Origin of the sequence: Janibacter cremeus, from assembly GCF_029395675.1 — a bacterium.
Taxonomy (GTDB): Bacteria; Actinomycetota; Actinomycetes; order Actinomycetales; family Dermatophilaceae; genus Janibacter; species Janibacter cremeus_A.
The window spans coordinates 355,548-378,880 of the sequence record NZ_CP115184.1 but is presented as its reverse complement, the minus strand read 5'-3'; the positions used below and the strand labels follow the sequence as shown (position 1 = coordinate 378,880).

Sequence of the window (23,333 nt, the reverse complement as noted above, 5' to 3'; positions counted from 1 at the left end):
CGGACGCGACCGTCGATCGGGACCTCAGGTCCAGAAGGGTGGCGGACCCGCGGGGGCGTCCGCGCGCGGTGACGGCAGGCGGGTCCCGTCTCCCCACCCCTTCGCCCAGCCGGGGACCTGCGAGGGTGGCGGGTCGATGCCCAGCAGCTGCCACAGTCGCTGCGGGTCGACACCCTTGCCGCGCTGCAGGAACCGCGTGCGCACCAGCGCCTGCGCCGCGACCTGCCCGTCGGCGACGAACCGCTGCTCGTAGAAGACGCTGATCCGGTCCCACCCGGCGAGGTGGGTGTGCAGCTGAAAGGCCTGCAAGGGCTGCAGCGAGGTGCGGAAGGTCATCGTCTCCTGCATCACCACGGGTGCGACGCGGTGGCGCAGCTGGGCGCGGATCCATCCGGACCGGATCGCCAGGTCGATGCGACCGAGGTCGGCCATCGTGAAGTAGACGCCGTTGTTCATGTGCCCGGCGAGGTCGATGTCGTTGGGCAGCACCCGCAGCGGGAGCACGGCCACCTCACCGGTGGCGACCCGGCCACGACGGCGGGCGGTCAGGACGGTCCAGAGGACGCGCGGGGCACGGTTCACGATGATCCTTCGACAGGTGCAGAAAAACGGGTGCTACTGAAGGGTAACTCGATCCGCGTGCGTGTCCGCACGCGCTCTCAGCGGCGTCCGGGACCCCGCCCACCGGACAGCCCCTCGACCCGGTGGCACGAGTACAGGTGCGACTCGACGAAGTCCTCGGCCCGCAGCGCCCGGCCGACGACGATGACCGCCGCCTGCCGGAGGTCGTGGGCCTCGACCCGGTCGGCGATGTCGGCGAGAGTGCCGCGCAGGACGATCTCCTCGGGCTGCTCGACGCGGTAGGCCACGGCGACCGGGCAGTCCGCGCCGTAGTGCTCGACGAGGCGCCCGGCGAGCTCGCGCACCCGCCGGACCGCCAGGTGCAGCACGAGCGTGGCGCCCGTCGCGGCGAAGGCCTCGAGCGACTCCCCCGTCGGCATCGTCGTCGAGTCACGCTGGGCGCGGGTGAGCACGACCGACTGGGCGACCTCGGGAACGGTCAGCTCGCGGCCCAGGCGCGCGGCGGTCGCGGCGTAGGCGGCGATGCCCGGGGTGATGTCCCACGGGATGCCCCGCGCATCGAGACGTCGTGTCTGCTCGGCGATCGCCGAGTACACGGACGGGTCGCCGGAGCACAGCCGGGCGACGTCCTCGCCGCCCTCGTGGGCGGAAGCCATCTCGGCGATGATCCGGTCGAGGTCGAGGTGCTGGGTGTCGACGAGGCGGACCCCCTCGGGACAGTGCTCGAGGACGGCGGCATCGAGGTAGGTACCTGCGTAGAGGCACACCGGGCTCGCGGCGAGCAGCCGCGTGGCGCGGACGGTGAGCAGGTCGGCGGCACCGGGGCCGGCGCCGATGAAGTGGACGGTCATGCGTCTCCTCGGACGACGGCGAGCTGGACGACGGCACGAGCCGGGGTCCACGACAGGTGGGTGCCGAGCGGGACTGCCCGCTCGACGGTCAGGCGGGTGAGGTCCCCGCCGGTGCGCCCGTGGAGGGCGAGCAGCGCGGCCTCCCCGTCGAGGGTCACCGCGTGCGCGACGAGCCGACCCCCGGGACGAAGGGAGGACCAGGCCCTCTCGAGCACCGGCTCGGCCAGTCCCCCGCCGACGAAGACCGCGTCCGGCCGCGTGAGCGCGCCCAGGTCGGCCGTCGCGGTGTCGTCGTGGATGACGTGCACCCGTCCGGCGAGGCCGAGGGCGCGGGCGTTGGCGGTGATCCGCTCGGCGCGGACGCCGTCCTTCTCGACGCAGGTGGCGGTGGCCCGGTCGGCGCCCAGGCACCACTCCAGGGCGATGGTCCCGTTGCCGGCGCCGAGGTCCCACAGGTGCGCGCCGGGGGTGGGTCGCAGGCGCGCCAGGGCGCTGGCGCGCACGTCCCGCTTCGTCACCTGCCCGTCGTGCTCGACGAAGTCCTCCACCCGCCCCGGCATGGCCCCGGCGGTCGTCCCCGCACCCGGGTCGTCGGCGCGCACGTCGAGGCAGCACACGACGAGGTCCGCGGTCGTGTCCGTGAAGGCGTCCGCGCGGGCGGCGAGCGCACCTTCACCCGGGCCGCCCAGGTGCCAGCGTGCGGTGAGTTGCGTTGCGCCCCAGCCGTGCTCGGCCAGCAGCACACCGAGGTTGGCCGAGTCCGCGCCGTCCGAGCAGAGCACGACGAGCCGCGCTCCCGGGGCCAGGTGCGGCAGCACCGACCGCAGGTCCCGGCCGACGGTCGTCACGACCGTCGTCTCCTCCGCGGACCAGCCCTGCCGGGCCCGGGCGAGGACGTCCGAGGAGACCGCCGGGTGGATGCGCACCCGGTCGGCTCCGAGCAGGTCGATCAGCGTCGTCCCGATCCCGGAGCGAAGGGGGTCCCCGCTGGCGAGCACGACGACGGCACCGGCTCGCTCGGCCGACTCGAGCAGCCACGGCAGCGCCGGGCGAAGGGGGCTGGGCCAGGCCACGAGACCGGTCCCGGGGGCGGTGTGCCCGGCCACGAGGTCGAGATGACGCCGGCCACCCAGGACGGTGGCGGCGTCGCGGACGAGGCGGCGCCGCCCGTCGTCCAGGCCGACCCAGCCGTCATCACCGATACCCACGACGTCGATCACGGAGGCCAACCATAGGCCCACGACCACCTGTGGCATGCTGTCGCCCGGCGCAGCCAACCGAGGAATCCGGTGCGAATCCGGAGCGGTCCCGCCACTGTGAAGGCCCCGTTGGGCCAAGCCAGGACATCGGTCTGCGCTCGTCGGAGCGAGCCCGCCCCGGCGACGTCGTACGGCGAGCGTGGACACTCGCCAGGAGGCATCAGTGACCCGCTCCGGCTCTGCACCCAGCTATCCCTTCACGGCACTCGTCGGCGCGCAGGAGCTGACGACCGCCCTCGTGCTCAGCGCGATCGCCCCGGAGATCGGTGGTGTCCTCGTCCGTGGTGAGAAGGGCACGGCCAAGTCCACCGCCGTGCGCGCGCTGGCCTCCGTCCTGCCCGAGCAGCACATCGCACAGGACTGCCGCTTCGGGTGCGACCCCGAGCGCACCGAGGAGTGCCCCGACGGCCCGCACACCGGTGCGGCGACGACCCGACCGGCACGACTCGTCGAGCTGCCCGTCGGCGCCACCGAGGACCGGGTCGTCGGCTCCCTCGACCTGCGCCGCGCCCTCGGCGACGGCGAGGCCGCCTACCAACCGGGGCTGCTCGCCGACGCCCACCGCGGGATCCTCTACGTCGACGAGGTCAACCTGCTGCACGACCACCTCGTCGACGTCCTCCTCGACGCGGCGGCCATGGGGCGCAACACCGTCGAGCGCGACGGCGTCTCGATCTCGCACCCGGCCCGGATCACCCTCGTGGGCACGATGAACCCGGAGGAGGGCGAGCTGCGCCCCCAGCTGCTCGACCGCTTCGGCCTGACCGTGCACGTCGCGGCGAGCCGGGACCCGCACGAGCGTGCCGAGGTGGTGCGCCGGCGGCTCGACTCGGACGCCGACCCGGTGGGTTTCGCCGCGCGGTTCGCCCAGTCCGAGGCCGAGCTGACCCAGCGCCTGGCCGCTGCCCGCGACGCGGTGCGCCACGTCGGCCTCGACGAGCGGATGCTGCGCACCATCGCCCGGGTGTGCGCCGGCTTCGACGTCGACGGGATGCGCGCCGACATCGTCACCGCCCGCACCGCCGCCGCCCACGCCGCCTGGCAGGGTCGCGACCACGTCACCCGGGAGGACGTCCGCGCCGCCGCGCTGCTCTCGCTCCCCCACCGACGGCGCCGTGCGCCCTTCGACGCACCCGGCCTGGACGAGGACCTCCTCGATGCGCTCCTCGACGACGAGCCGGAGGACGACCCGCCCGGTGGTGGGGACTCCCCCGGCGACGGCGAAGGGGGCGACGGCGGCCCCGAGGAGGACGCACCACAGGGCGACGGGCCGGACGGCGCCTCCGGCGACTCGTGCGCTACCCCACCGCGTGAGGTAGCGCACGAGGGCCGCGACGCACCGTCACCCAGCGCAACGGACCACGCGCCGGACGACGCCTCCGACCCGGTGGACCCCCCTTCGCCCGAGTCCGGGGACGCGCCCCCCGGCGGCATACCGGTCCCGGTGGGCACCGCGAGCGCGCAAGAGCCCTACCGCGCCCGCCGGCTCGAGCTGACCGGCGTCGGCTCCGGCCCGTCCGGGCAGCGCTCCCCCGCGCTGACCCCGCGCGGCCGCGTGGTCGGCGTCCACCCGCCCGACCGCGAACCGGCGGGCTCGCCCGTGCACCTGACCGCCACCCTTCGCGCCAGCGCCGCTCGCCGCGCCACGGGCACGGGTCCCGCCCGGGTCACCGGCGCCGACCTGCGCCACGCCGTCACCCGCGGCCGGGAGGCCAACCTCGTGCTCCTCGCCGTCGACGCCTCGGGCTCGATGGCCGCCCGGAAGCGGATGAGCGAGGTCAAGACCGCGGTCCTGTCCCTGCTGCTGGACGCCTACCGGCGCCGCGACCGCGTCGGGCTGGTCACCTTCCGCGGCACCGGAGCGGACGTCGCCCTGCCGCCGACCTCGTCCGTCGACGCCGCCGCCGCACGGCTGGCGGAGCTGCCCCACGGCGGTCGCACGCCCCTGGCCGAGGGCCTGGCCGAGGTCGCCCGCGTCGTCGCCCGCGAGCGCGTGCGCGACCGCCACCAACGCGCCCTCGTCGTCCTCGTCACCGACGGCCGCGCGACGGCCGGCGAGGACGCCCTCGTCCGGGCCCGGCTGGTGGCCGATCGGTGGGGCCGTGCGGCCTCCTCCGCGGAGACGGTCGTCGTCGACTGCGAGTCCGGCCGCTTCCGGATGGGCCTGGCCGCCGACCTCGCGGCACGCATGGGCGCCGAGCACATCCCCCTCGAGCAGGTCGCAGCCAGCGGCCTCGTCGAGATCGTCACCGACCGCACCCACCCCCGAAGGAGCGCCGCCTGATGGCCCGCGGAAGCACCCCCGTCACGCCGGACGACGGCCTGACCACGCGGCAGCGCCGCCACTCCCCGCTCGTCGTCGTCCACGGCGGCACCGGCAAGGGCAAGTCGACCGCCGCCTTCGGGCTCGCGCTGCGCGGCTGGAACCAGGGCTGGCCCATCGGCGTCTTCCAGTTCGTCAAGTCCGCCAAGTGGCGGATCGGCGAGGAGGAGGTCTACCGGACCCTCGGCCGGCTGCACGAGGAGACCGGCGAGGGCGCGCCCGTCGAGTGGCACAAGATGGGCTCGGGCTGGTCCTGGTCGCGCAAGGCCGGGACGGAGGAGGACCACGCCGCGGACGCCCGCGAGGGGTGGGCCGAGATCAAGCGCCGTCTCGCCGCCGGGACCCACACCGTCTACGTGCTCGACGAGTTCACCTACGTCCTCAAGTGGGGTTGGGTCGACGTCGACGACGTCGTCGAGACCCTGACGCGGCGGCCCGGCTACCAGCACGTCGTCATCACCGGCCGCGACCCGCACCCGAAGCTCCTCGAGGTCGCCGACGTCGCCACCGAGATGACGAAGGTCAAGCACCCCTTCGACCGGGGCCAGAAGGGCCAGAAGGGCATCGAGTGGTGACCTCACCGGAGCAGGTGAGCGCCCCCCTTCCCCGCGTGCTCGTCGCCGCCCCCGCCTCCGGGCACGGCAAGACGACCGTCGCCGTGGGCGTCATGGCGGCACTGGCGCGCCGCGGCCTGGCCGTCGCGCCGGCCAAGGTCGGGCCCGACTACATCGACCCCGGCTACCACGCGCTCGCCACCGGCAGGCCCAGCCGCACCCTCGACCCGTGGCTCGTGGGCGAAGGGAGCGTCGCTCCCCTCCTCGCCCGCGGGGCCACGCACCCCACGGCCGCGGACATCGCCGTCATCGAGGGGGTCATGGGTCTGCTCGACGGGCGCCTGGGCGCCGACGGCTTCGCCTCCAGCGCGCACGTCGCGACGCTCACCCGCACCCCGGTCGTGCTCGTCGTGGACATCTCCTCCACGTCCCGGACGGTCGCCGCGAGCGTGCACGGGCTCGCGGCGATCGACCCGCGGCTGGACGTGGTCGGCGTCGTGCTCAACAAGGCCGGCACCTCCCGGCACGGGGAGGAGGCCCGGCGGGCCGTCGAGGCGGTCGGTGTCCCCGTGTGGGGCGTGCTCCCCCGGGATGCCGCGATGCACGTCCCCTCGCGCCACCTCGGGCTCGTGCCGGCCGCCGAGCGCGACTCCGCCGCAGCGACGCTCGGCCACATCGCCGCGGTCGCCGAGGAGCACCTCGACCTCGACGCGCTGCTGACCGCCGCGGCCACCGCGCCCGCGCTGGGTGTCGAGCCGTGGGCCCCCGAGGTCGCGGTGGGGCCATCGGTCCCGGCCGGCGCCGACCGGCCCGTCGTGGCCGTGGGCGGCGGGCGTGCCTTCACCTTCCGCTACCCGGAGACCGTCGAGCTGCTCGAGGCCGCCGGCGCGCGGGTCGTCGAGCTCGACCCCGCGCGCGACGCTGCGCTGCCCGCGGGGACGCGCGGGTTGTACCTCGGCGGAGGCTTCCCCGAGGTCCACGCGCGGACCCTGGCGACGAACCGTCCCCTCGTGGAGGAGATCCGGGCCGCCGTCGCCGCCGGGATGCCGACCGTGGCCGAGTGCGCGGGGATGCTCTACCTCGCCGAGTCCCTCGACGACCACCCGATGGTCGGTGCCCTCCCCGCGCGGGCCGCGATGGGCCAGCGGCTCACCCTCGGCTACCGCGAGGCGGTCTCGGCCACCGACTCCGTGCTCGGACCGGCCGGCACGCGAGTCACCGGGCACGAGTTCCACCGCACCCGGACCACTCCCGGCGCGGGGACGAGCGCCGCCTGGTCGCTCGACGGACGCGAGGAGGGCTTCGCCCTCGATCCCGCCGGCACGGGTCGCGCCACCCTCGTCGCCTCCTACCTGCACACCCACTGGGCCGGTTCCCCCGAGGTCGCTGCGTCCTTCGTCGGTGCGGCCGCCGCCGTCCCACCCCTACGAACTGCTGCAGGCAGCACTTCGTATCGTCAGCAGCACCTCGAGGTACTGCACGCGATACCAGGTACTGCCTGCAGTAGTTCGTATCCGGAGGGGGCGAAGGGGGCGCCCCCGGGCGACCCGCTCCGCCACCACGGCGACGCCGAGCTCGCCGACGACCTCGTCGACCTCGCGGTCAACGTGCGACTGGCCCGGCCGCCGGCATGGCTCGCCGCGGCGCTGGTCGACGAGCTGGCCGCGGTCGCGACCTACCCGGACGCCACCCGGGCCCGGGACGCCCTCGCTGGCCGGCACGGGCTGGCCCGGGAGCAGGTGCTCCCGACGAGTGGCGGCGCCGAGGCCTTCACCCTGCTCGCGCGCGCCCTCACCCCGCGCGACGCCGTCGTCGTCCACCCCCAGTTCACCGAGCCGGAGGCCGCCCTCGTCGCGGCCGGCCACGAGGTGCGTCGGGTGCTCCTGCGACCGGAGGACGACTTCGCGCTCACCGACGCCGCCGCCGAGGAGATCGGCGACGCCGACCTCGTCGTCCTGGGCAACCCGACCAACCCGACCGGGGCACTCCACCGGGCGGACACCCTCCGCTCCCTCGCACGTCCGGGACGCGTCGTCCTCGTCGACGAGGCCTTCATGGACGCGGTGCCCGGCGAGGTCCAGTCCCTGCTGCCCGGCGACCTCGGCGGGCTGCTCGTCGTGCGCTCGCTGACCAAGACGTGGGCCGTCGCCGGCCTGCGCGCCGGGTACGTCGCCGGTGACCGGGACCTCGTCGCCGCCCTCGCCGCCCACCAGCCGCACTGGTCCGTCGGCTCCCTCGCGCTGCGCGTCATGACCGAGACGGCCGCTCCCCACGCCGGGACCGAGGCCGCCCGCGCCGCCGAGGAGACCACCCGCTGGCGCGCCCACCTCACCTCCGGGCTGGCCGACCTCGGCGTCCCGACGGCGGGCACGCACGCCCCCTTCGTCCTCGCCCGGGTCGGTCCCGGCGTCCGCGAAGGGCTGCGCACTGCCGGCTGGGCCGTGCGCAGGGGGGATACTTTTCCGGGATTGGACCCTGCGTGGGTACGGATCGCCGTCCGTGACCCGCACACCATCGACGGCCTGCTGCGCGAGCTGGGTCGGATACTGCCACGACGAGAGCACACGAGGTCAGCATGAGCACTCCCCCCAGCGACGGCACCGGCCGGGTCCTCCTCGTCGGCGGCGGTCCCGGTGACCCGGGCCTGCTCACCCTCGCCGGACGTGACGCGCTCGCCGCGGCGGACGTCGTCGTCACCGACCGGCTCGCGCCCCTGGCCTCGATCGCCGAGCACGCCCCGCAGGCCGAGGTGATCAACGTCGGCAAGATCCCCCGCGGGACGTTCACCCCCCAGGAGCGCATCAACGACATCCTCCTCGAGCACGCCCGCGCCGGCCGGACCGTCGTGCGGTTCAAGGGGGGCGACGGCTACCTCTTCGGCCGCGGCGGCGAGGAGTGGCAGGTGTGCACCGACGCGGGCATCCCCGTCGAGGTGCTGCCGGGCGTCTCCTCGGCCTTCGCGGTGCCCGCACTCGCCGGGATCCCCGTCACCCACCGCGGCCTGTCCCAGGGCGTCGCCGTCGTCTCCGGGCACGTGGCCCCCGAGGACCCGCGCAGCGAGGTCAACTGGCCGGCGCTGGCCACCTCCGGCCTGACCGTCGTCGTGCTCATGGGCGTGGCCACGCTCGGTCCCATCGCCCGGGCCCTCATCGACGCCGGGCTCGACCCGACCACGCCGGCCGCGTCCATCGCCGACGGCGCCAGCCCCGACCAGCGGGTCGTGCGCGCTCCCCTGTCCGGGATCGCACGCGCCGCGGACGAAGGGGGCATCGCCCCGCCCGCGATCACCGTCATCGGGGACGTCGTGGCAGCGTTGGCCGGTACGGAGGAGCGCGGGTGAGCACGACCGGTGACGGGCTGCGGCTGGCGCTGGGGACCTTCACGAGGATCCCCAGCGGCACGGTCACGCTCGACGAGCGCACGGCCCGCGCGGCGCTGCTGCTCGCGCCGGTCGCGGTGCTGCCGCTCGCACTCCTCGCCGGACTGGTGGCCGCGGGCGTCGAGGTGGGGCTGCCTCCCCTCGTCGCCGCCGGGCTCGTCCTCCTCGTCCTCGCGCACGGCTCCCGGGCCATGCACCTCGACGGGCTCGCGGACGTCGTCGACGGGCTCGGCGCCGGCTGGGACCGCGAGCGGGCCCTGGCGGTGATGCGTCGTGGTGACGTCGGCCCGATGGGCGCCGCGGCCCTCGTGCTCGTGCTCCTGCTGCAGGCGGCCGCCATCACCGACCTCCTCGCCGCCGGGTGGCGCGGTGCCCTCGTCGTGGCCGCCGCGGTGCTGCTCTCCCGGTCGGTGTGCGCGCGGCTGTGCGCGACGGACACGACGCCGGCGGACGGCTCCCGCATGGCGGCGACCTTCGTCGGCACGGTGCCCGTCCCGGCCGCAGCGGCCCTCACCCTGGCGATGGCCGGGGTCCTCCTCCTCGCGGCCCTCCCCCAGCTGTCCCTCCTCGAGGGCAGGGACCTGCTGCGCGGCGGCCTCATGGTGCTCCTCGCGGTCGTCCTCGGCCTGCTGGCCCCGACCCTCCTGCGCGACAAGGCCGTCGCCGTCCTCGGCGGGATCAGCGGTGACGTGCTCGGGGCCGCCGTCGAGGTCACCCTGACCACCACCCTCGTCGTCCTCACGCTGGCGTGGTGAGCATGCGCGTCCTCGTCACCGGCGGTGTCCGCTCCGGCAAGTCCCGGCACGCGGAGTCGCTGCTGCTGCCCCCGCACCTGCCGCTCCACGCCCCGGTCACCTACCTCGCGACCGGCCCCCGCAGCGACGACGCCGACTGGACCGCACGCGTCGCCCGCCACCGGGAGCGGCGTCCCGCGTCGTGGTCGACGCTCGAGACGACCGACGCCGCCGCGGCCCTCACCGACGCCACGGGCCCGGTGCTCCTCGACTGCCTCGGCACGTGGTTGACCGCACAGCTCGACGAGCTCGATGCGTGGGAGGCTCCCGAGTCACGGTGGGGACCGCGGCTCGACGAGCGCATCGCCACGCTCGACTCCGCCTGGCACGCGTCACGGCACGTCGTCGCCGTGACGAACGAGGTCGGGTGGGGTGTCGTCCCCGAGCACCGCTCCGGGCGGGTCTTCGCCGACCGCCTCGGGCTGCTCAACCAGCGCCTCGCCGCGAGCGCCGACCGTGTGCTCCTCGTCGTCGCCGGGCAGGTGCTCACGGTCAAGGAGGCGGACGGCTCCGTGGAGGGCGGGGCGTGACGCTGCCCGCGGCCCCGCCCGTCGCGGTGGGCCTCGTCGCGGGGTGGGTCGCCGACCAGCTCCTCGGTGACCCGCGCCGGGGCCATCCCGTGGCGCTCCTCGGCTCCTGGGCCGACTGGGTGGAGGCCCGCACCCACGCGGACTCGCGCGCGGCGGGGATCGCGACCGAGGCGATCGTGCTGGCGCCGGTGCTCGCCCTCGGGGTCGCCGCCGGCCGGCTCCCCGCACCGGCGCGGGGCGGCGCCACCGCGGCCCTGGTCTGGGCCGCCCTCGGTGGCACGAGCCTGGGGCGGGAGGGCACGGCCGTGCACGACCTGCTCGTCGACGGGGACCTGCCGGGGGCCCGGGCGCGGCTGCGCCACCTCGTCGGGCGGGTCACCGACGACCTCACCGCGGACGAGGTCGCGCGGGCGGCCGTCGAGTCGGTCGCGGAGAACTCCTCGGACGCCGTCGTGGGCACGCTCGTGTGGGGCGCGCTCCTGGGGCCGCTCGGGGTGGTGCTGCACCGCGCCGCCAACACCCTCGACGCGATGCACGGCCACCGCACGCAGCGGTACGCGCGCTTCGGCTGGGCCGCCGCGCGCCTCGACGACGCCCTGGGCTGGCTGCCGGCCAGGGTGACCGTGCTCGCGACGGCCGCGGCGGTCCCCCTTCGCGCGGGAGCGGTGGTCGGCACGGCCTTCCGGGACGGGAAGGACCACCCCAGCCCGAACGCCGGCCCGGTCGAGGCGGGATTCGCGGCGGCCCTGGGTATCCGCCTCGGTGGCCGCACGGTCTACGCGAGCGGGGTCGAGGAGCGCCCGGCGCTCGGCCACGGGCGGCCGGTCACGGTGGCGGACCTCCCCCGCGCGGTGCGGCTGGCCCGGCGCGTGGGTGCCATCACCCTCGCAGCGGTCGTCGCCGTGGCCGTTCCGGGCATCCGGCTCAGGAGCGGGTGAGCACCCAGTCCGCGGCAGCGGCGGCGTCGCCGACCTGCGCGACACCGTCGGTGCGCGGGGGCCGGGCGACGACGACCACGGGGATCCCGAGGGTTCGGGCGGCCGCGAGCTTCGCCGCCGTGAAGCTGCCACCCGAGTCCTTCGTCAGCAGCACCCCCACCCCGTGCCCACGCATCAGCGCCGCCTCGCCCGTGACCTCGAAGGGACCGCGCGAGCGCAGCACCGTCCACGTCGGCGGCAGCGGCTCCTCCGGCGGCTCGACGAGCCGCACGAGGACCTCCCGGTCGGCCCATGCCGTGACGTGGTGGTGCAGGGTCTGCCGACCCGTCGTGACGAAGGGGGTCCCGCCCAGGGCGTCGGCCGCCTCACGGGCGGCGTCGTGACCGTCCACCCAGGTCCAGTCACCGGCGTCGGGATGGTCCCTCCACCCGGGGCGGGCGAGTCGCAGGAGCGGGACATCGGCCTGCGAGCAGGCCTGTGCCGCATGGGAACCCATCGTCCCGGCGAAGGGGTGCGTCGCGTCGACGACCGCACCCACCTCGTGCTCGGCGATCCAGTCGACGAGCCCCGCCACGCCCCCGAAGCCGCCGATGCGCACCGGCCCGACCGGCAACCGCGGCGAGGAGACCCGGCCCGCGAGCGAGGAGGTGAGGGGGACCCCCTTCGCCTCGAGGCGGGCGGCGAGGTCACGGGCCTCGGCGGTGCCACCGAGGACCAGCACGTGCGTCATGCGCCCAGACTGCCACGGGCACACAGGTCCACCGCAGGCCCACCCCGTACGGTCTGCGGCGTGGACCTGCTCACCGAGATCGTCGACCGCGCGCTGCCCGCGGCCCGCACCCCGCGGCTCGCCGCACCCGGTCTGGCCACGGTGCTCGCCGTCGCCGCCGTCGCCGCGCTCTGGTGGCCGGCGTGGCGCGTGCTCCGTCTCGTCGTCACGCTCGTGCACGAGCTCGGGCACGCGGTGGTGGGCGTCGCGGTCGGTCGCCGGCTGCGCGGTTTCGTGCTGCGCGCCGACATGTCCGGTCACGCGGTGACCGTCGGCCGTCCCACGGGCCCGGGCGTCATCGCGACGACGTGGGCCGGTTACCCGGCGCCGGCGGTCATCGGGGCGCTGCTCGTGTGGGTCGCGGCGAAGGGGTGGACCGCCCCGGTCCTGACGGCACTGCTGGCGGGGCTGGTGGTCGCGCTGCTCTTCGTCCGCTCGGCACTCACCGGTGTCGTCGTCCTCGCCGCTCTCGCGGGGACCGGCGCGCTGTGGTGGTGGCGCGACGACGTGCTCCAGCAGCACGTGCTGGTCGGGGTCGGCGTGGTGCTCCTCGTCGGGGCCTGGCGCCACCTCGCGACGGTGCTCGGCCGGGCCGACGCGACGAGTGACGTCGGTGTCCTCGCCCGGCTCACGTGGCTCCCCGCAGCGGTGTGGCAGGCCAGTCTCGTCCTCGCGCTGGGGCTGGCGACCTGGCTGGTCGTCGCCGAGGTGCTCGCGGTGCTCGGCGGCGGGTGACCCCGACGGCGCACGCGACAGCAGCGGATCTGCTGGGTCAGGCGCCCTCGGCGAGCCACGGGTCGAGGACGTCCAGCACGTCGACGAGGGACTCGGCCACGCCGTCCGGGGTCACGTCCTCGACGGTGACCTGCTGGTCGGTCGGGATGTCCTTGTGCGGCACCCAGATCGCCCGCATGCCCACCTCCTGCGAGCCGAGGACGTCCTCGAAGAGCCGGTCGCCGACGAAGACCGAGTTGACCGGCTCGACCCCGAGGGCCGCGCAGGCCGCCTCGAACGCCTCCGCGTGCGGCTTCATCACGTGCAGCTCCGAGGAGTAGACGTCGCCGTCGATGAGGTCGAGCACCCCGTCGCGGGCGAAGATCTCCCGGTGGAACTCGCCGCTCCAGATGGTGTTGGACAGCACGCCGATCTTGAGGCCGCGGGCGCGCAGTCCCTCGAGGAGCGGTCGCACCTGCGGGTCGGTGCGGGTGTGCGGCTCCCAGAAGCGCCGGTAGGCCGCGAGCGCGACGTGGTGGCGGTCCTCACGGGGATCGACGCCGGCCTCGGCGAGGATGTCGTCGAGGCGGGCGCTGCGGTGGTCCTCCTGCACCCGCTGCCAGGCCGCCTGCTCCACGGCGTGCAGCCGCTCGCCGAGCTCCTGGGCCCGGTCGAGGTCCTCCTGGGGCACCTCGTCGGAGTCGATGGGGATGCCGTGGACCTCGCGGGCGAAGACGCGCCACTGCTGGCCCAGGTCGATGGTGTGCCAGGGGGCGAGGGTGCCGCCCCAGTCGAAGATCACCGCGTGCACCGGTCCCGCAGCCGGCCGCTCGTGGACGGCCAGCGGGTGGCGTACCTCGTCGATGCTCATCCCGTGCTCCTGACCTCGGCGAGGACGGCCTCGACGGCCTGGTCGACCGGGACCTCACGCCGCTCGCCGGTGCGGCGGTCCTTGATCTCGACGTTGCCCTCGGCCAGGCCCTTGCCGACGACGAGGATCGTGGGGACGCCGATGAGCTCGGCGTCCTTGAACTTCACACCCGGGCTGACCTTGCCGGCGCGGTCGTCGTAGAGGACCTCGACGCCCTCCGCCTCCAGCCGCGCAGCAAGGTCGGCGGCACCGGCGAAGATCTCCTCGCCCTTGCCGGCGGCGACGATGTGCACGTCGAAGGGGGCGACCTGGCGCGGCCAGACGAGGCCGACCTCGTCGTGGTTGCCCTCGGCGATGACGCCGACGGCGCGGGTGACGCCGACCCCGTAGGAGCCCATGGTGACGGTGACGAGCTTGCCGTTCTCGTCGAGGACCTTCAGACCCAGCGCCTCGGCGTACTTGGTGCCGAGCTGGAAGATGTGGCCCATCTCGACGCCGCGGGCGAGGGTGAGGGTGCCGGTGCCGCTCGGGCTGGGGTCGCCCTCGCGGATCTCGGCGGCCTGGATGCGCCCGTCGGCGGTGAAGTCGCGTCCGAGCACGAGGTCGAGGACGTGCTTGCCGTGCTCGTCGGCGCCGGTGACCCAGGCGCTGCCCTCGGCGATGGAGGGGTCCAGGAGGTAGCGAATCCCCGACGCGCGCTCGGTCCCGAGCACCCCCGGCCCGATGTAGCCCTTGACGAGCGTCGGGTGGGAGGCGAAGTCCGTCTCCTCGAAGCCCTCGACCTGTGCCGGGGCGACCTGCGCCTCGAGCCGCTTGGCGTCCACGTCACGGTCACCGGGGACACCGATGGCCAGCGGCTCACGGCGTCCCTGCGGGTGCTCCTCGTCGGCGGGGTGCACGAGCATCACGAGGACGTTCTTCAGCGTGTCCGCAGCGGTCCACGGGCGGCCGTCGGCGCGGGGGTGGTCGGCCTGCAGGGCCGCGACGAGCGTCTCGATGGTCGGGGTGTCAGGGGTGTCCTCCACGTGCGCCGGGCCGGCCGTGACCTCGACCGGAGCGGCGACCGGGATCTCGACGGCCTCGACGTTGGCCGCGTAGCCGGAGGCGTCGCGGACGAAGGTGTCCTCGCCGTTGGGGCTGACCGCGAGGAACTCCTCGCTCGCGCTGCCGCCCATCGCCCCCGAGTCGGCCTGGACGATGACGTACTCGAAGCCGAAGCGGTCGAAGATCTTGATGTAGGCGTCGCGGTGCGCGTCGTACGCCTTCTGCAGGCCCGCCTGGTCGATGTCGAAGGAGTAGGAGTCCTTCATGATGAACTCGCGGCCGCGCAGCACGCCGGCGCGCGGCCGGGCCTCGTCGCGGTACTTGTTCTGCATCTGGAAGATCGTCAGCGGCAGGTCCTTGTACGAGGTGTACATGTCCTTGACCGCGAGGCAGAACATCTCCTCGTGGGTGGGCCCGAGGAGCATCTGCGCGTCCTTGCGGTCGACGATGCGGAAGAGGTTGTCGCCGTACTCGGTCCACCGGTTGGTCGCCTCGTAGGGCTCCTTGGGCAGCAGGGCGGGGAAGGCCAGCTCCTGGCCGCCGATCGCCTCCATCTCCTCGCGCACGATCGCCTCGACCTTGCGCAGGACCCGCAGCCCCAGCGGCAGCCAGGTGTAGATGCCGGGCGCGGCGCGGCGCACGTACCCGGCGCGCACCAGCAGCTTGTGCCCCGGCAGCTCCGCGTCCGCCGGATCCTCCCGGAGGGTGCGGAGGAAGAGGGAGGACATGCGGGTGACCACGGGAGCGGCTCCTGGAGGTGACGGGGTCGGTACCGACCAAGGATATCGTCCGGCTCAGACGGCGACCGCGGAGCCGACCTCGGCGAGCGTGCGGGCGACGAGTCGCACGGCCGCCCGCTCCGCCCGGTCCCGCCGGGAGAGGGCGACCACCCAGCGGGCGGAGGGCACGTCGAGGAGGGGACGAAGGGCGAGTCCGCCCCCTTCGTCCGTGGTGTACCGCGGCAGCAGGGCGATGCCCTCCCCCGCCGCCACCAGTGCGGCGATGAGCTGGTTGTCGCGCATGCGCAGGCGCGGGCTGATCGCCACGTCGCAGGCCGCGGAGATCCGCTCGAGCACGGTGTCGAAGGGGTAGTGCTCGGGCACGCCGATCCACGGCTCGGCGGCGACGTCCCGGGCGCGCAGCCCCACCCCGGCCGCGAGCGGGTGGCCGACGGGGAGGGCGACGTCGAGCGGCTCGCGGGCAAGGACCGTGCGGTGCAGCCCCGCCGAGCCGGCCGGCACGTCGCTGACGAGGGAGTGGGCGACGACGATGTCGGTGTCCGCCGCGGCGGCCGCGTAGTCCGGCTCGGCGAGGTCCCGGTCCGTGACGTCGAGGGTGACCCCGGAACCGGCGAGCGCCGCGAGGGTCCCCGGCAGCAGGAAGGTCAGGGCACTCGGCAGCCCGGCGACGCGCACCCGGCCGACGGGGCGGCCGCGGTGCTCCTCCAGACGGGCCTGCACGCGCGCGATCGCCGCCGTCACGTCGTCCGCTCCGTCGGCGAGCAGCTCTCCGGCCTCGGTGAGCCGGAGCCGGCGTCCGTCCTGCTCGACGAGCGCGGTCCCGGCCGCCCGCTGGGCGGTGCGCAGCTGCTGGGACAGGGCCGAGGGAGTGCGGTGGGTGGCCGCGGCGACGGCCGACAGGCTCCCCCGCTCACGCAGGTCCCTCAGCAGCTCCAGGTGCCGGATATCCATGTAGGGACCCTAACTCGATGATGCACGAGTATTCGCTTGTCCTGCATGGTCGAGGGACGCAGGATCGAGGGCATGCCCATCCGCCACCGACTGCTCGCCGCGACCGTCGCCGTCATCTGGGGTGCGAACTTCCTCGCCATCCACGCCTCCCTCGAGGTCTTCCCGCCCCTGCTGTGCGCGGCGCTGCGCTTCGCCCTCCTGGCGATCCCGACGATCGTCCTCGTGCCGCGTCCGCAGGTCCCGACCCGGTGGCTCCTCGGGTACGGGGCGGGGTTCGGCGTCCTGCAGTTCGCCTTCCTCTACCTCGCGATGGACAGCGGCATGCCGACGGGCCTCGCCTCCCTCGTCCTGCAGAGCTCGGCGCCCTTCACCGTCGTGCTCGGCGCCGCCCTCCTGGGTGAGCACCTGACCCTGCGCGCGGGCTCCGGTGTGCTCGTCGCCGCAGCCGGCATGGCGGTGGTCGGCAGCCAGCGCATGGACGGCGCGGCGGGGATCCTCCCCTTCGTCCTGACCCTGCTGGCGGGTCTGGGGTGGGCCTTCGGCAACCTCTCCTCACGCCTGGCCGCGGCCCCGCGACCGCTGCACCTGACGATGTGGATGACCGTGGTCCCGCCCGTCCCGCTCCTCGCGCTGTCCCTGGCCACCGAGGGGCCGGCCCGCATCGGCGAGGCCCTCACCGCCTCGCTCTCGAGCGAGGCCCTACTGGCGTGGGGCGGTCTGGCCTACACGACGATCGTGGCGACCGTCGTCGGATCCGGGATCTGGACCTGGCTGATGTCCCGGCACCCGGCCGGGTCGGTGGCGCCCTTCTCGCTGCTCGTCCCGGTCACCGGCATAGGGCTGGCCTGGCTGGTCCTCGCGGAGGTCCCGCAACCGCTCGAGCTGCTCGGTGGTGCGCTCGTCATCGGCGGCGTGCTGCTGGCCTCCAGCCGGTCCCGGCGCCGTGTCCCGGTCGAGCCGGAGCCGGTCCCCGTGCCCGTGGCCGGCACGCGCTAGTCACCCCCGCACGACCTCGCGCTCCCGCGGTACCCGCACGCCGTCGGCCAGGCGGAAGGCGAGCGGCACCCCCTTCGCACGGTCCCAGTCGCTGCGGTCGCTGACCTGGAGGTGCACGTGCGGCTCGGTGGAGTTGCCGGAGTTGCCGCACTCCCCCACGACGTCCCCGGTGGCCACCTGCCGGCCCGGCTGCACCCGCAGGGAGCCGCATCGCAGGTGGGCCAGGAGGACGACCCGGCCGCCGGCGATCTCGATGACGACGTGGTTCCCGGCGAGGGCGTGGTGGCCGGCCCGCGCCCGGGAGGCCTGGGTCAGCGCGTACGGCACGAGGGCGAAGGGCGAGCGTCGCCCCTCGTGGTCCGGCTCGCCGTCGTGGGTGGCGACCACGGTGCCGGCCACGGGTGCGAGGACCTCGGTGCCGAAACCGAGGAAGCCCTCGGGCGGCTCGGTGGCCAGCACGCTGCGCCACGACGACGGGGCGCTGCGGCCGCGCTCGTCGACCGCGACGAAGTCGATCGCGTGACTCGACCCGTAGGCCTCGGTGCCGTGGCTCGGCACCCGCCGCACGGGGCTCATCTCCGCGCGCCAGCGCCCACGGAAGGGCAGATCGAGGACGACGGGGTTCACCGGTCCGCGTCGCGGACGGCGGCGACGAGTGCGGGCAGCACCTCGGCCGCGGTCCCGCGCACGACGTGGTGGCACATGTCGGAGATGTCGGTCTCGAGCGGGTTGACCTCGATGACCGTGGCTCCCTCGGCGCGGGCCATCGCCGGGTAGCCGGCCGCCGGGAAGACGATCCCGGACGTGCCGACGACCAGGGCGACGTCACCGGGCTCCAGCGCGTCGATCGCGGACTCGGTCGCCGCGACGTCCGCCTCGGGGAGCATCTCGCCGAACCACACGACGCCGGGGCGCACGTGGCCGCCGCAGGCGGGGCACTCCGGTGGCGTGAGGCGCTCCTGCGGCTCGGTCGGGAGGTCGACCTCCTGCTCGTACGGGGCGCCGCAGTCCGCGCACCGCAGGGCGAAGAGGGACCCGTGGACGTGCGCGGCGACGTCCGAGCCGGCCCGCTCGTGCAGGTCGTCGACGTTCTGCGTCGAGATCGCCACCTCCCGCAGCCGCCCGAGCTCGGCGAGGGCCCGGTGGCCGGCATTGGGGTCGACCCCGCGCACCAGGTGCATCCGCCACGCGTACCAGCCCCAGACGAAGGGGGGATCCTCCTGCCATGCCTCGGCGGTCGCCAGCTGCGCGGGGTCGAACTCCTCCCACAGCCCGGTCTGGGCGTCGCGGAAGGTCGGCACCCCCGACTCGGCGCTCATCCCGGCGCCCGAGAGCACGAGCACGCGGCGGGCGCCGCGCACGGCGGCGACCACCTCCTCGGGCAGGGCGTCTGCGGTCGTCTCCGGCGTCGTCATCGGTCTCCTCCTGCGGGGTGCGGCGTGGTCATCGCTGGTCGTACAGGGCCCGCGTGCCGTGGCTGCGGAACCCGAGGCGCTCGTAGAGGGATCGTGCCGGGCTCCGACAGTCGACGGCCAGCCAGGCCTCGGTGCGGCCCTGCTTCTCGATCGCCGTCAGGGTACGGGCCACGAGGTGGGCACCCAACCGCCGACCGCGCCAGGCCGGCACGACACCGACCTCCTCGATCCAGCCCTCGCTGACGGTGACGAATCCGGCCACGTGGCCGGAGCGGTCCATGGCCACGCGGGAGTCCTCGGGCACGAAGCCGCGCTGCTCGCGCAACCACCGGCCCCAGGCCCGGGCGCTCCCCTCGTCGTAGCCGGGCTGGTCCCCGAAGGACTCCTCGTAGGCGTGGTGGAAGGCCTCGGACGTGTCGTCGGTGAAGGGCAGCGTGACGATGTCGTCGGGCACCTTGACCACGGGGACGTGGCGCAGCGAGTGGCGCATGATCGTCTCCGCGAAGACGCGGTGCAGCCCGATGTCGACGAGCAGGCTCTCGGACTCGGGGCTGACCGAGTCCATGACGAAGCGCACCGGCCCCCCGGCGTGGCGGGCGACCCAGTCGGCGAGCTCGTGACCTACGCCCTGCCCCATCACCGCGGGGTCGACGAGCCCCGTCGCGGTGCGCCCGCCGGAGGAGTCGCGGCCGATCGCGGCGGCGGCGAGGACGTCGCCGAGCTCGTCGCGCCCGCAGATCGCCTGACCGGTGACGAAGGAGGTGCGCATGTGCTCCGGGTCGGCCAGGTCGGGCAGACCGCCGTCCCGCTCCAGGCAGGCCTGCCCGAGACGCACCAGTGCCCCGACGTCCGCGTCGGTCGTCGCCGACCACTCCAGCATCGTCTAGAAGATCTGTCGCAGGTTGGAGCGGGAGAGGTCGAGCAGCTCGTCGCCGCGTCCCGACATCACCGTCCGCAGGGCGTAGAGCGTGAAGCCCTTGATCTGCTCCGCGGAGATGGCGGGCGGGATCGTCAGCTCCTGGCGGTCGGTGACGACGTCGACGAGAGCGGGACCGTCGTGGGCGAAGGCCTCGCGCACGGCGGGCTCCAGCGCGTCCGAGTCCTCGACCCGCCAGCCGCGGATGCCCATGGCCTCGGCGACCTTCGCGAAGTCCGGGTTGTCCAGTCCGGTGCCGAAGTCCGGCAGGCCGGCGGCCTTCATCTCCAGCTCGACGAAGTTCAGCGACGAGTTGTTCAGCACGACGATCTTGATCGGCAGGTCCAGCTGGCGCACGGTGAGCAGCTCGCCCATGAGCATCGTCAGCCCGCCGTCGCCGCTGAGCGTGATGACCTGGCGCTTCGGGAAGGCGGTCTGTGCACCGATCGCGTGCGGTACGGCGTTGGCCATCGAGCCGTGGATGAAGGAACCGATGACCCGGCGGTCCCCGTGGCACTGCACGTAGCGGGCGGCGTAGACGACGGGCGAGCCGACGTCGGGGACGATGACGGCGTCGTCGTCGGCGACCTCGTTGACCACGCGCGCGAGGTACTGCGGGTGGATGGCCTCGCTCCTGCGCAGCCGGCCCGTCTTCGTCGGCACCGCGAGGTCGTCGAGCCTCTCGCGGGTGCGGCCGTAGTGCTTGACCGCGTCGTCGAGGTGGCCACGGTGGGTGCTGCGTCGCAGCAGCGGGAGCAGCTCGCGGACCGTCTCGCCGACGTCGCCGACGAGGCCGAGGTCGAGGGGCACCCGCTTGCCGAGCTGCTCCCCGCGCACGTCGACCTGGATGATCGTCGCGCCCTGCGGGTAGAACTGCCGGTACGGGAAGTCCGTGCCCAGCATCAGGATGGTGTCGGCCTCCTCCATGGCCCGGTAGCCCGAGGCGAAGCCGAGCAGCCCGGTCAGCCCGACGTCGAAGGGGTTGTCGCCCTCGATGTGCTGCTTGCTGCGCAGGGTGTGCACGATCGGTGCGGCGAGGGTGTCGGCGAGCTCGAGGACCTCCCCCTTCGCCCCCTGCGCGCCCACACCCACGAGCATCGTCGTGCGGCGGGAGGAGTTGAGCAGCTGCGCCGCCCGCTCCAGCTGGTCGGCCTGCGGGACGATCCTGGCGCGAGCGCGCTCGATGACGCTGACCCGCTCGTCGACCGCCTCGGCCTGGGCGACGTCGCCGGGCACGACGAGCACCGCGACCCCGCGCTGCTGGATCGCCGCGCGCATCGCGGTCTGCAGCATCCGCGGCATCTGCCGGGGGTCGGAGACCATCTCGCAGTAGACGCTGCACTCCTGGAAGAGGTCCTGCGGGTGGGTCTCCTGGAAGTAGCCACTGCCGATCTCCGCGCTGGGGATCTGCGCTGCGATCGCCAGCACCGGGACCCGGTTGCGGTGGGCGTCGAAGAGCCCGTTGATCAGGTGCAGGTTGCCCGGGCCGCAGCTGCCGAGCACGACCGCCAGCTCACCGGTGAGCTCGGCGTCAGCCGCCGCGGCGAAGGCCGCGGCCTCCTCGTGGCGCACGAGGATCCACTCGATCGACCCGTCCCGGCGCATGGCCTCGGTGAAGCCGTTGAGGGAGTCCCCGGGGATCCCGTAGGCACGAGTCACCCCGTTGGCCCGCAGTGTGGCGACGGCGTTGTCCGCGATGGTCGGCATGCTCGCTCCTTGCGATCGGCGTGGCTGCGCTCACGCTAGCCGCTCGCACAGGGGCTCACGGTCGCAGAGCGACCTGCGCCCCCGTGGACCCCCGTGGATCTCCGGAGTCCGCGCTGGCAGAGTGGCCGGAGAGAGACCCCCGATCGAGAGGACGCGTCGATGCGTGCCGTGTACGCCGAGAGCATCAACCCCGACGACCCGCTGTCCGGACTCGTGGTGGGCGAGCGTCCCGAGCCGGAGGTTCCGGACGGCTGGGTGCGGGTCACGGTGCAGGCAGCCGCGCTGAACCACCACGACCTGTGGTCGCTCAAGGGCGTCGGGCTCGGCGAGGACAAGCTGCCGATGATCCTCGGCTGCGACGCCGCCGGTCTGGACGAGGACGGCCGGGAGGTCGTCGTCCACTCGGTGATCTCCTCGCCCGGGTTCACCGGCGACGAGACGACCGACCCGCGCCGCTCGCTGCTGTCCGAGAAGCACCAGGGCACCTTCGCCGACACCGTGGTCGTGCCGGCCCGCAACGTCGTCGCCAAGCCCGCAGGCCTGTCGATGGCCGAGGCCGCCTGCCTGCCGACGGCGTGGCTGACCGCCTACCGGATGCTCTTCGTCCGTGGCGGCGTGCGCCCCGGTGAGACCGTGCTCGTCCAGGGTGTCGGCGGTGGTGTGGCCACCGCGCTGATCACCCTGGCCCGCGCCGCCGGCGTGCGGGTGCTGGCCACCTCGCGCAGCGAGGAGAAGAAGACCCGGGCGCTGGAGCTCGGGGCGCACGCGGTCTTCGACTCGAACGAGCGCCTGCCGGAGAAGGTCGACGCCGTCATGGAGACCGTCGGCCGCGCCACCTGGGACCACTCGATCCGCTCGCTCCGTCCCGGTGGCCGCATCGTCATCTGCGGGCACACCTCCGGAGCCCGGCCCGACGAGGCGCACCTGACCCGGATCTTCTTCCTGCAGCTGAGCGTCATCGGCTCGACGATGGGGTCCCGGGACGAGCTGGGTGACCTCATGCGGCTGCTCGACTCCTCGGGCGCGCGACCGCTCATCGACCGCACCCTGCCGCTGGAGCAGGCCCGCGACGGCTTCGCGGCGATGGAGTCCGGCGACCTCGTGGGCAAGGTCGTCTTCACCCTCTGATCAGAAGAGGATCGTCGCGAAGGTGCCCACCCGCTGCATGCCGATGCGGTCGTAGGTCGCCAGGGCGGCCACGTTGTAGTCGTTGACGTACAGCGTGACGAAGGGGGCGTGGTCGGCCATGGTCTGCTCCACCACCGAGGCCATGAAGCCGGCGGCCAGCCCCTGCCCGCGCAGCTCCGGGGAGAGCCAGACGCCCTGGATCTGGCACGCGTCGAGGGCCACCGAGCCGATGTCGGCCTTGAAGATCACCCGTCCGTCCTCGATGACGACGTAGGTGCGTCCCTGGCGGATCAGGCGCCAGATCGAGTCGCGGTAGAAGGCGGGGCTGCCGGTGTAGGGGCGGTAGCCGATCTCGTGGGTGAACATGTGCTCGGCGGCCGGCATGACGAGGTCGACCTCGTCGAGCTGGGCCTGCCGCACGCGCGCGTCGACCGGGAAGCCCAGCTGTGACGGCGGGGTGCGGGTGGCCATGAGCGGCTGCTCCGAGCGCATCGCACGCGGCCGGGGGAAGGCCGACCGGGTCTCCTTCCACAGGCCGAGGACCTCCTCGCGGGGGCCGAGGAAGGAGGCGCTGCGTCGCCGCATGCGCTTGACCTGGCCCGCGAGGGGACCCCAGCTGTCGGGCCCGGTGTTGACGGGGACGACGTTGGCGTAGGACCAGACGAAGGCCTCGAGCCGCCCGTCGGCGAAGTAGCCGTGCGCGGCGGTCGACCCGGGACCGAGCCCGCCGTCGAGGATCCGGCTGGCGACGAAGACGTTCGCCGCGGGATCCCGCGCACACAGGTCCAAGGCGTCATCGACGTCGTCGACGCCCAGGAGCCGGATCGGTTGGCGGGTGCGCAGCACTCCCCCACCCTAGTGAGCCCACCTGC

22 protein-coding genes and 1 riboswitch are annotated in these 23,333 nt (G+C 74.4%); of the genes, 10 read left to right on the top strand and 12 right to left on the bottom strand.

Annotated features, from left to right (window positions below; genetic code table 11):
- Positions 1 to 24: 24 nt before the first annotated feature.
- The 3 genes from O9K63_RS01745 to cbiE all read right to left on the bottom strand — a co-directional run bounded on the left by O9K63_RS01745 (position 25) and on the right by cbiE (position 2,653).
- Complete coding sequence (locus tag O9K63_RS01745; protein ID WP_277240081.1) at positions 25 to 582, bottom strand: acyl-CoA thioesterase; 558 nt, start codon at positions 580 to 582, stop codon at positions 25 to 27.
- A 77-nt stretch (positions 583 to 659) separates the two neighbouring features.
- The gene (gene cobM / locus O9K63_RS01740; protein ID WP_277240080.1) at positions 660 to 1,433 is read right to left on the bottom strand and encodes a precorrin-4 C(11)-methyltransferase; all 774 of its coding nucleotides are present in this window, start codon (positions 1,431 to 1,433) and stop codon (positions 660 to 662) included.
- The gene (gene cbiE, locus O9K63_RS01735; protein ID WP_277240079.1) at positions 1,430 to 2,653 is read right to left on the bottom strand and encodes a precorrin-6y C5,15-methyltransferase (decarboxylating) subunit CbiE; all 1,224 of its coding nucleotides are present in this window, start codon (positions 2,651 to 2,653) and stop codon (positions 1,430 to 1,432) included. Before cbiE ends, cobM begins: the two co-directional genes overlap by 4 nt.
- A gap of 34 nt (positions 2,654 to 2,687) precedes the next feature.
- Positions 2,688 to 2,802: riboswitch (cobalamin riboswitch) on the top strand.
- Between the two features lie 53 nt (positions 2,803 to 2,855).
- Between cbiE and O9K63_RS01730 the strand changes: the two genes are divergently transcribed.
- From O9K63_RS01730 to cbiB, 7 genes are read left to right on the top strand one after another with little or no spacing between them, the layout of a single operon-like run.
- Positions 2,856 to 4,976 carry a VWA domain-containing protein gene (locus O9K63_RS01730; protein WP_277240078.1) on the top strand — a complete coding sequence of 707 codons (2,121 nt, stop codon included), beginning with the start codon at positions 2,856 to 2,858 and terminating at the stop codon, positions 4,974 to 4,976.
- Positions 4,976 to 5,590 (top strand): cob(I)yrinic acid a,c-diamide adenosyltransferase, encoded by a 615-nt coding sequence (gene cobO / locus O9K63_RS01725; protein WP_277240077.1) that lies wholly within the window; start codon positions 4,976 to 4,978, stop codon positions 5,588 to 5,590. The genes O9K63_RS01730 and cobO overlap by 1 nt, the downstream gene beginning before the upstream one ends.
- Positions 5,587 to 8,148 (top strand): cobyrinate a,c-diamide synthase, encoded by a 2,562-nt coding sequence (locus O9K63_RS01720; protein WP_277240076.1) that lies wholly within the window; start codon positions 5,587 to 5,589, stop codon positions 8,146 to 8,148. Before cobO ends, O9K63_RS01720 begins: the two co-directional genes overlap by 4 nt.
- Positions 8,145 to 8,909, top strand: a complete 765-nt coding sequence (gene cobA, locus O9K63_RS01715) for a uroporphyrinogen-III C-methyltransferase (protein WP_277240075.1) — start codon at positions 8,145 to 8,147, stop codon at positions 8,907 to 8,909. Before O9K63_RS01720 ends, cobA begins: the two co-directional genes overlap by 4 nt.
- The gene (locus O9K63_RS01710) at positions 8,906 to 9,703 is read left to right on the top strand and encodes an adenosylcobinamide-GDP ribazoletransferase (protein WP_277240074.1); all 798 of its coding nucleotides are present in this window, start codon (positions 8,906 to 8,908) and stop codon (positions 9,701 to 9,703) included. Before cobA ends, O9K63_RS01710 begins: the two co-directional genes overlap by 4 nt.
- A gap of 2 nt (positions 9,704 to 9,705) precedes the next feature.
- On the top strand, positions 9,706 to 10,272 hold the full coding sequence (locus O9K63_RS01705; RefSeq protein ID WP_346771053.1) for a bifunctional adenosylcobinamide kinase/adenosylcobinamide-phosphate guanylyltransferase: 567 nt from the start codon (positions 9,706 to 9,708) through the stop codon (positions 10,270 to 10,272).
- Positions 10,269 to 11,210: an adenosylcobinamide-phosphate synthase CbiB gene (gene cbiB, locus O9K63_RS01700; protein WP_277240072.1), complete on the top strand. Its 942-nt coding sequence runs from the start codon at positions 10,269 to 10,271 to the stop codon at positions 11,208 to 11,210. Before O9K63_RS01705 ends, cbiB begins: the two co-directional genes overlap by 4 nt.
- Here cbiB and O9K63_RS01695 read toward each other — a convergent pair.
- Positions 11,197 to 11,940, bottom strand: coding sequence for a cobalt-precorrin-6A reductase (locus O9K63_RS01695; RefSeq protein WP_277240071.1), 744 nt, complete (start codon positions 11,938 to 11,940; stop codon positions 11,197 to 11,199). The two genes, cbiB and O9K63_RS01695, sit on opposite strands and share 14 nt — an antisense overlap.
- A 60-nt stretch (positions 11,941 to 12,000) precedes the next feature.
- On the opposite strand from O9K63_RS01695, the gene O9K63_RS01690 reads away from it, so the two are divergent.
- Positions 12,001 to 12,714: a M50 family metallopeptidase gene (locus O9K63_RS01690; RefSeq protein WP_277240070.1), complete on the top strand. Its 714-nt coding sequence runs from the start codon at positions 12,001 to 12,003 to the stop codon at positions 12,712 to 12,714.
- Between the two features lie 37 nt (positions 12,715 to 12,751).
- Here O9K63_RS01690 and O9K63_RS01685 read toward each other — a convergent pair whose 3' ends face one another.
- Genes O9K63_RS01685 through O9K63_RS01675 form a run of 3 tightly spaced genes read right to left on the bottom strand, consistent with a single transcriptional unit; the run spans position 12,752 to position 16,299 of the window.
- Positions 12,752 to 13,564, bottom strand: a complete 813-nt coding sequence (locus O9K63_RS01685) for an HAD family hydrolase (protein ID WP_277240069.1) — start codon at positions 13,562 to 13,564, stop codon at positions 12,752 to 12,754.
- Positions 13,561 to 15,348, bottom strand: coding sequence for a proline--tRNA ligase (locus tag O9K63_RS01680; RefSeq protein WP_277240068.1), 1,788 nt, complete (start codon positions 15,346 to 15,348; stop codon positions 13,561 to 13,563). The genes O9K63_RS01685 and O9K63_RS01680 overlap by 4 nt, the downstream gene beginning before the upstream one ends.
- 54 nt (positions 15,349 to 15,402) lie before the next feature.
- Positions 15,403 to 16,299, bottom strand: coding sequence for a LysR family transcriptional regulator (locus tag O9K63_RS01675; RefSeq protein ID WP_277240067.1), 897 nt, complete (start codon positions 16,297 to 16,299; stop codon positions 15,403 to 15,405).
- 72 nt (positions 16,300 to 16,371) lie between these two features.
- On the opposite strand from O9K63_RS01675, the gene O9K63_RS01670 reads away from it, so the two are divergent.
- Positions 16,372 to 17,295: an EamA family transporter gene (locus tag O9K63_RS01670; protein WP_277240066.1), complete on the top strand. Its 924-nt coding sequence runs from the start codon at positions 16,372 to 16,374 to the stop codon at positions 17,293 to 17,295.
- On the opposite strand, the gene O9K63_RS01665 is transcribed toward O9K63_RS01670, so the two are convergent.
- The 4 genes from O9K63_RS01665 to poxB are packed head-to-tail and all read right to left on the bottom strand — an operon-like array spanning position 17,296 to position 21,333.
- Complete coding sequence (locus O9K63_RS01665) at positions 17,296 to 17,922, bottom strand: M23 family metallopeptidase (RefSeq protein ID WP_277240065.1); 627 nt, start codon at positions 17,920 to 17,922, stop codon at positions 17,296 to 17,298.
- On the bottom strand, positions 17,919 to 18,710 hold the full coding sequence (locus tag O9K63_RS01660; protein ID WP_277240064.1) for an SIR2 family NAD-dependent protein deacylase: 792 nt from the start codon (positions 18,708 to 18,710) through the stop codon (positions 17,919 to 17,921). The genes O9K63_RS01665 and O9K63_RS01660 overlap by 4 nt, the downstream gene beginning before the upstream one ends.
- 28 nt (positions 18,711 to 18,738) lie before the next feature.
- Positions 18,739 to 19,590 (bottom strand): GNAT family N-acetyltransferase, encoded by an 852-nt coding sequence (locus O9K63_RS01655; protein ID WP_277240063.1) that lies wholly within the window; start codon positions 19,588 to 19,590, stop codon positions 18,739 to 18,741.
- A gap of 3 nt (positions 19,591 to 19,593) precedes the next feature.
- Complete coding sequence (poxB, locus tag O9K63_RS01650) at positions 19,594 to 21,333, bottom strand: ubiquinone-dependent pyruvate dehydrogenase (protein ID WP_277240062.1); 1,740 nt, start codon at positions 21,331 to 21,333, stop codon at positions 19,594 to 19,596.
- A gap of 159 nt (positions 21,334 to 21,492) precedes the next feature.
- Between poxB and O9K63_RS01645 the strand changes: the two genes are divergently transcribed.
- Complete coding sequence (locus tag O9K63_RS01645; RefSeq protein ID WP_277240061.1) at positions 21,493 to 22,461, top strand: zinc-binding dehydrogenase; 969 nt, start codon at positions 21,493 to 21,495, stop codon at positions 22,459 to 22,461.
- Here the strand turns inward: O9K63_RS01645 and O9K63_RS01640 are convergent, their stop codons facing one another.
- Positions 22,462 to 23,307 carry a DUF4081 domain-containing GNAT family N-acetyltransferase gene (locus tag O9K63_RS01640; protein ID WP_277240060.1) on the bottom strand — a complete coding sequence of 282 codons (846 nt, stop codon included), beginning with the start codon at positions 23,305 to 23,307 and terminating at the stop codon, positions 22,462 to 22,464.
- Positions 23,308 to 23,333: the final 26 nt, after the last annotated feature.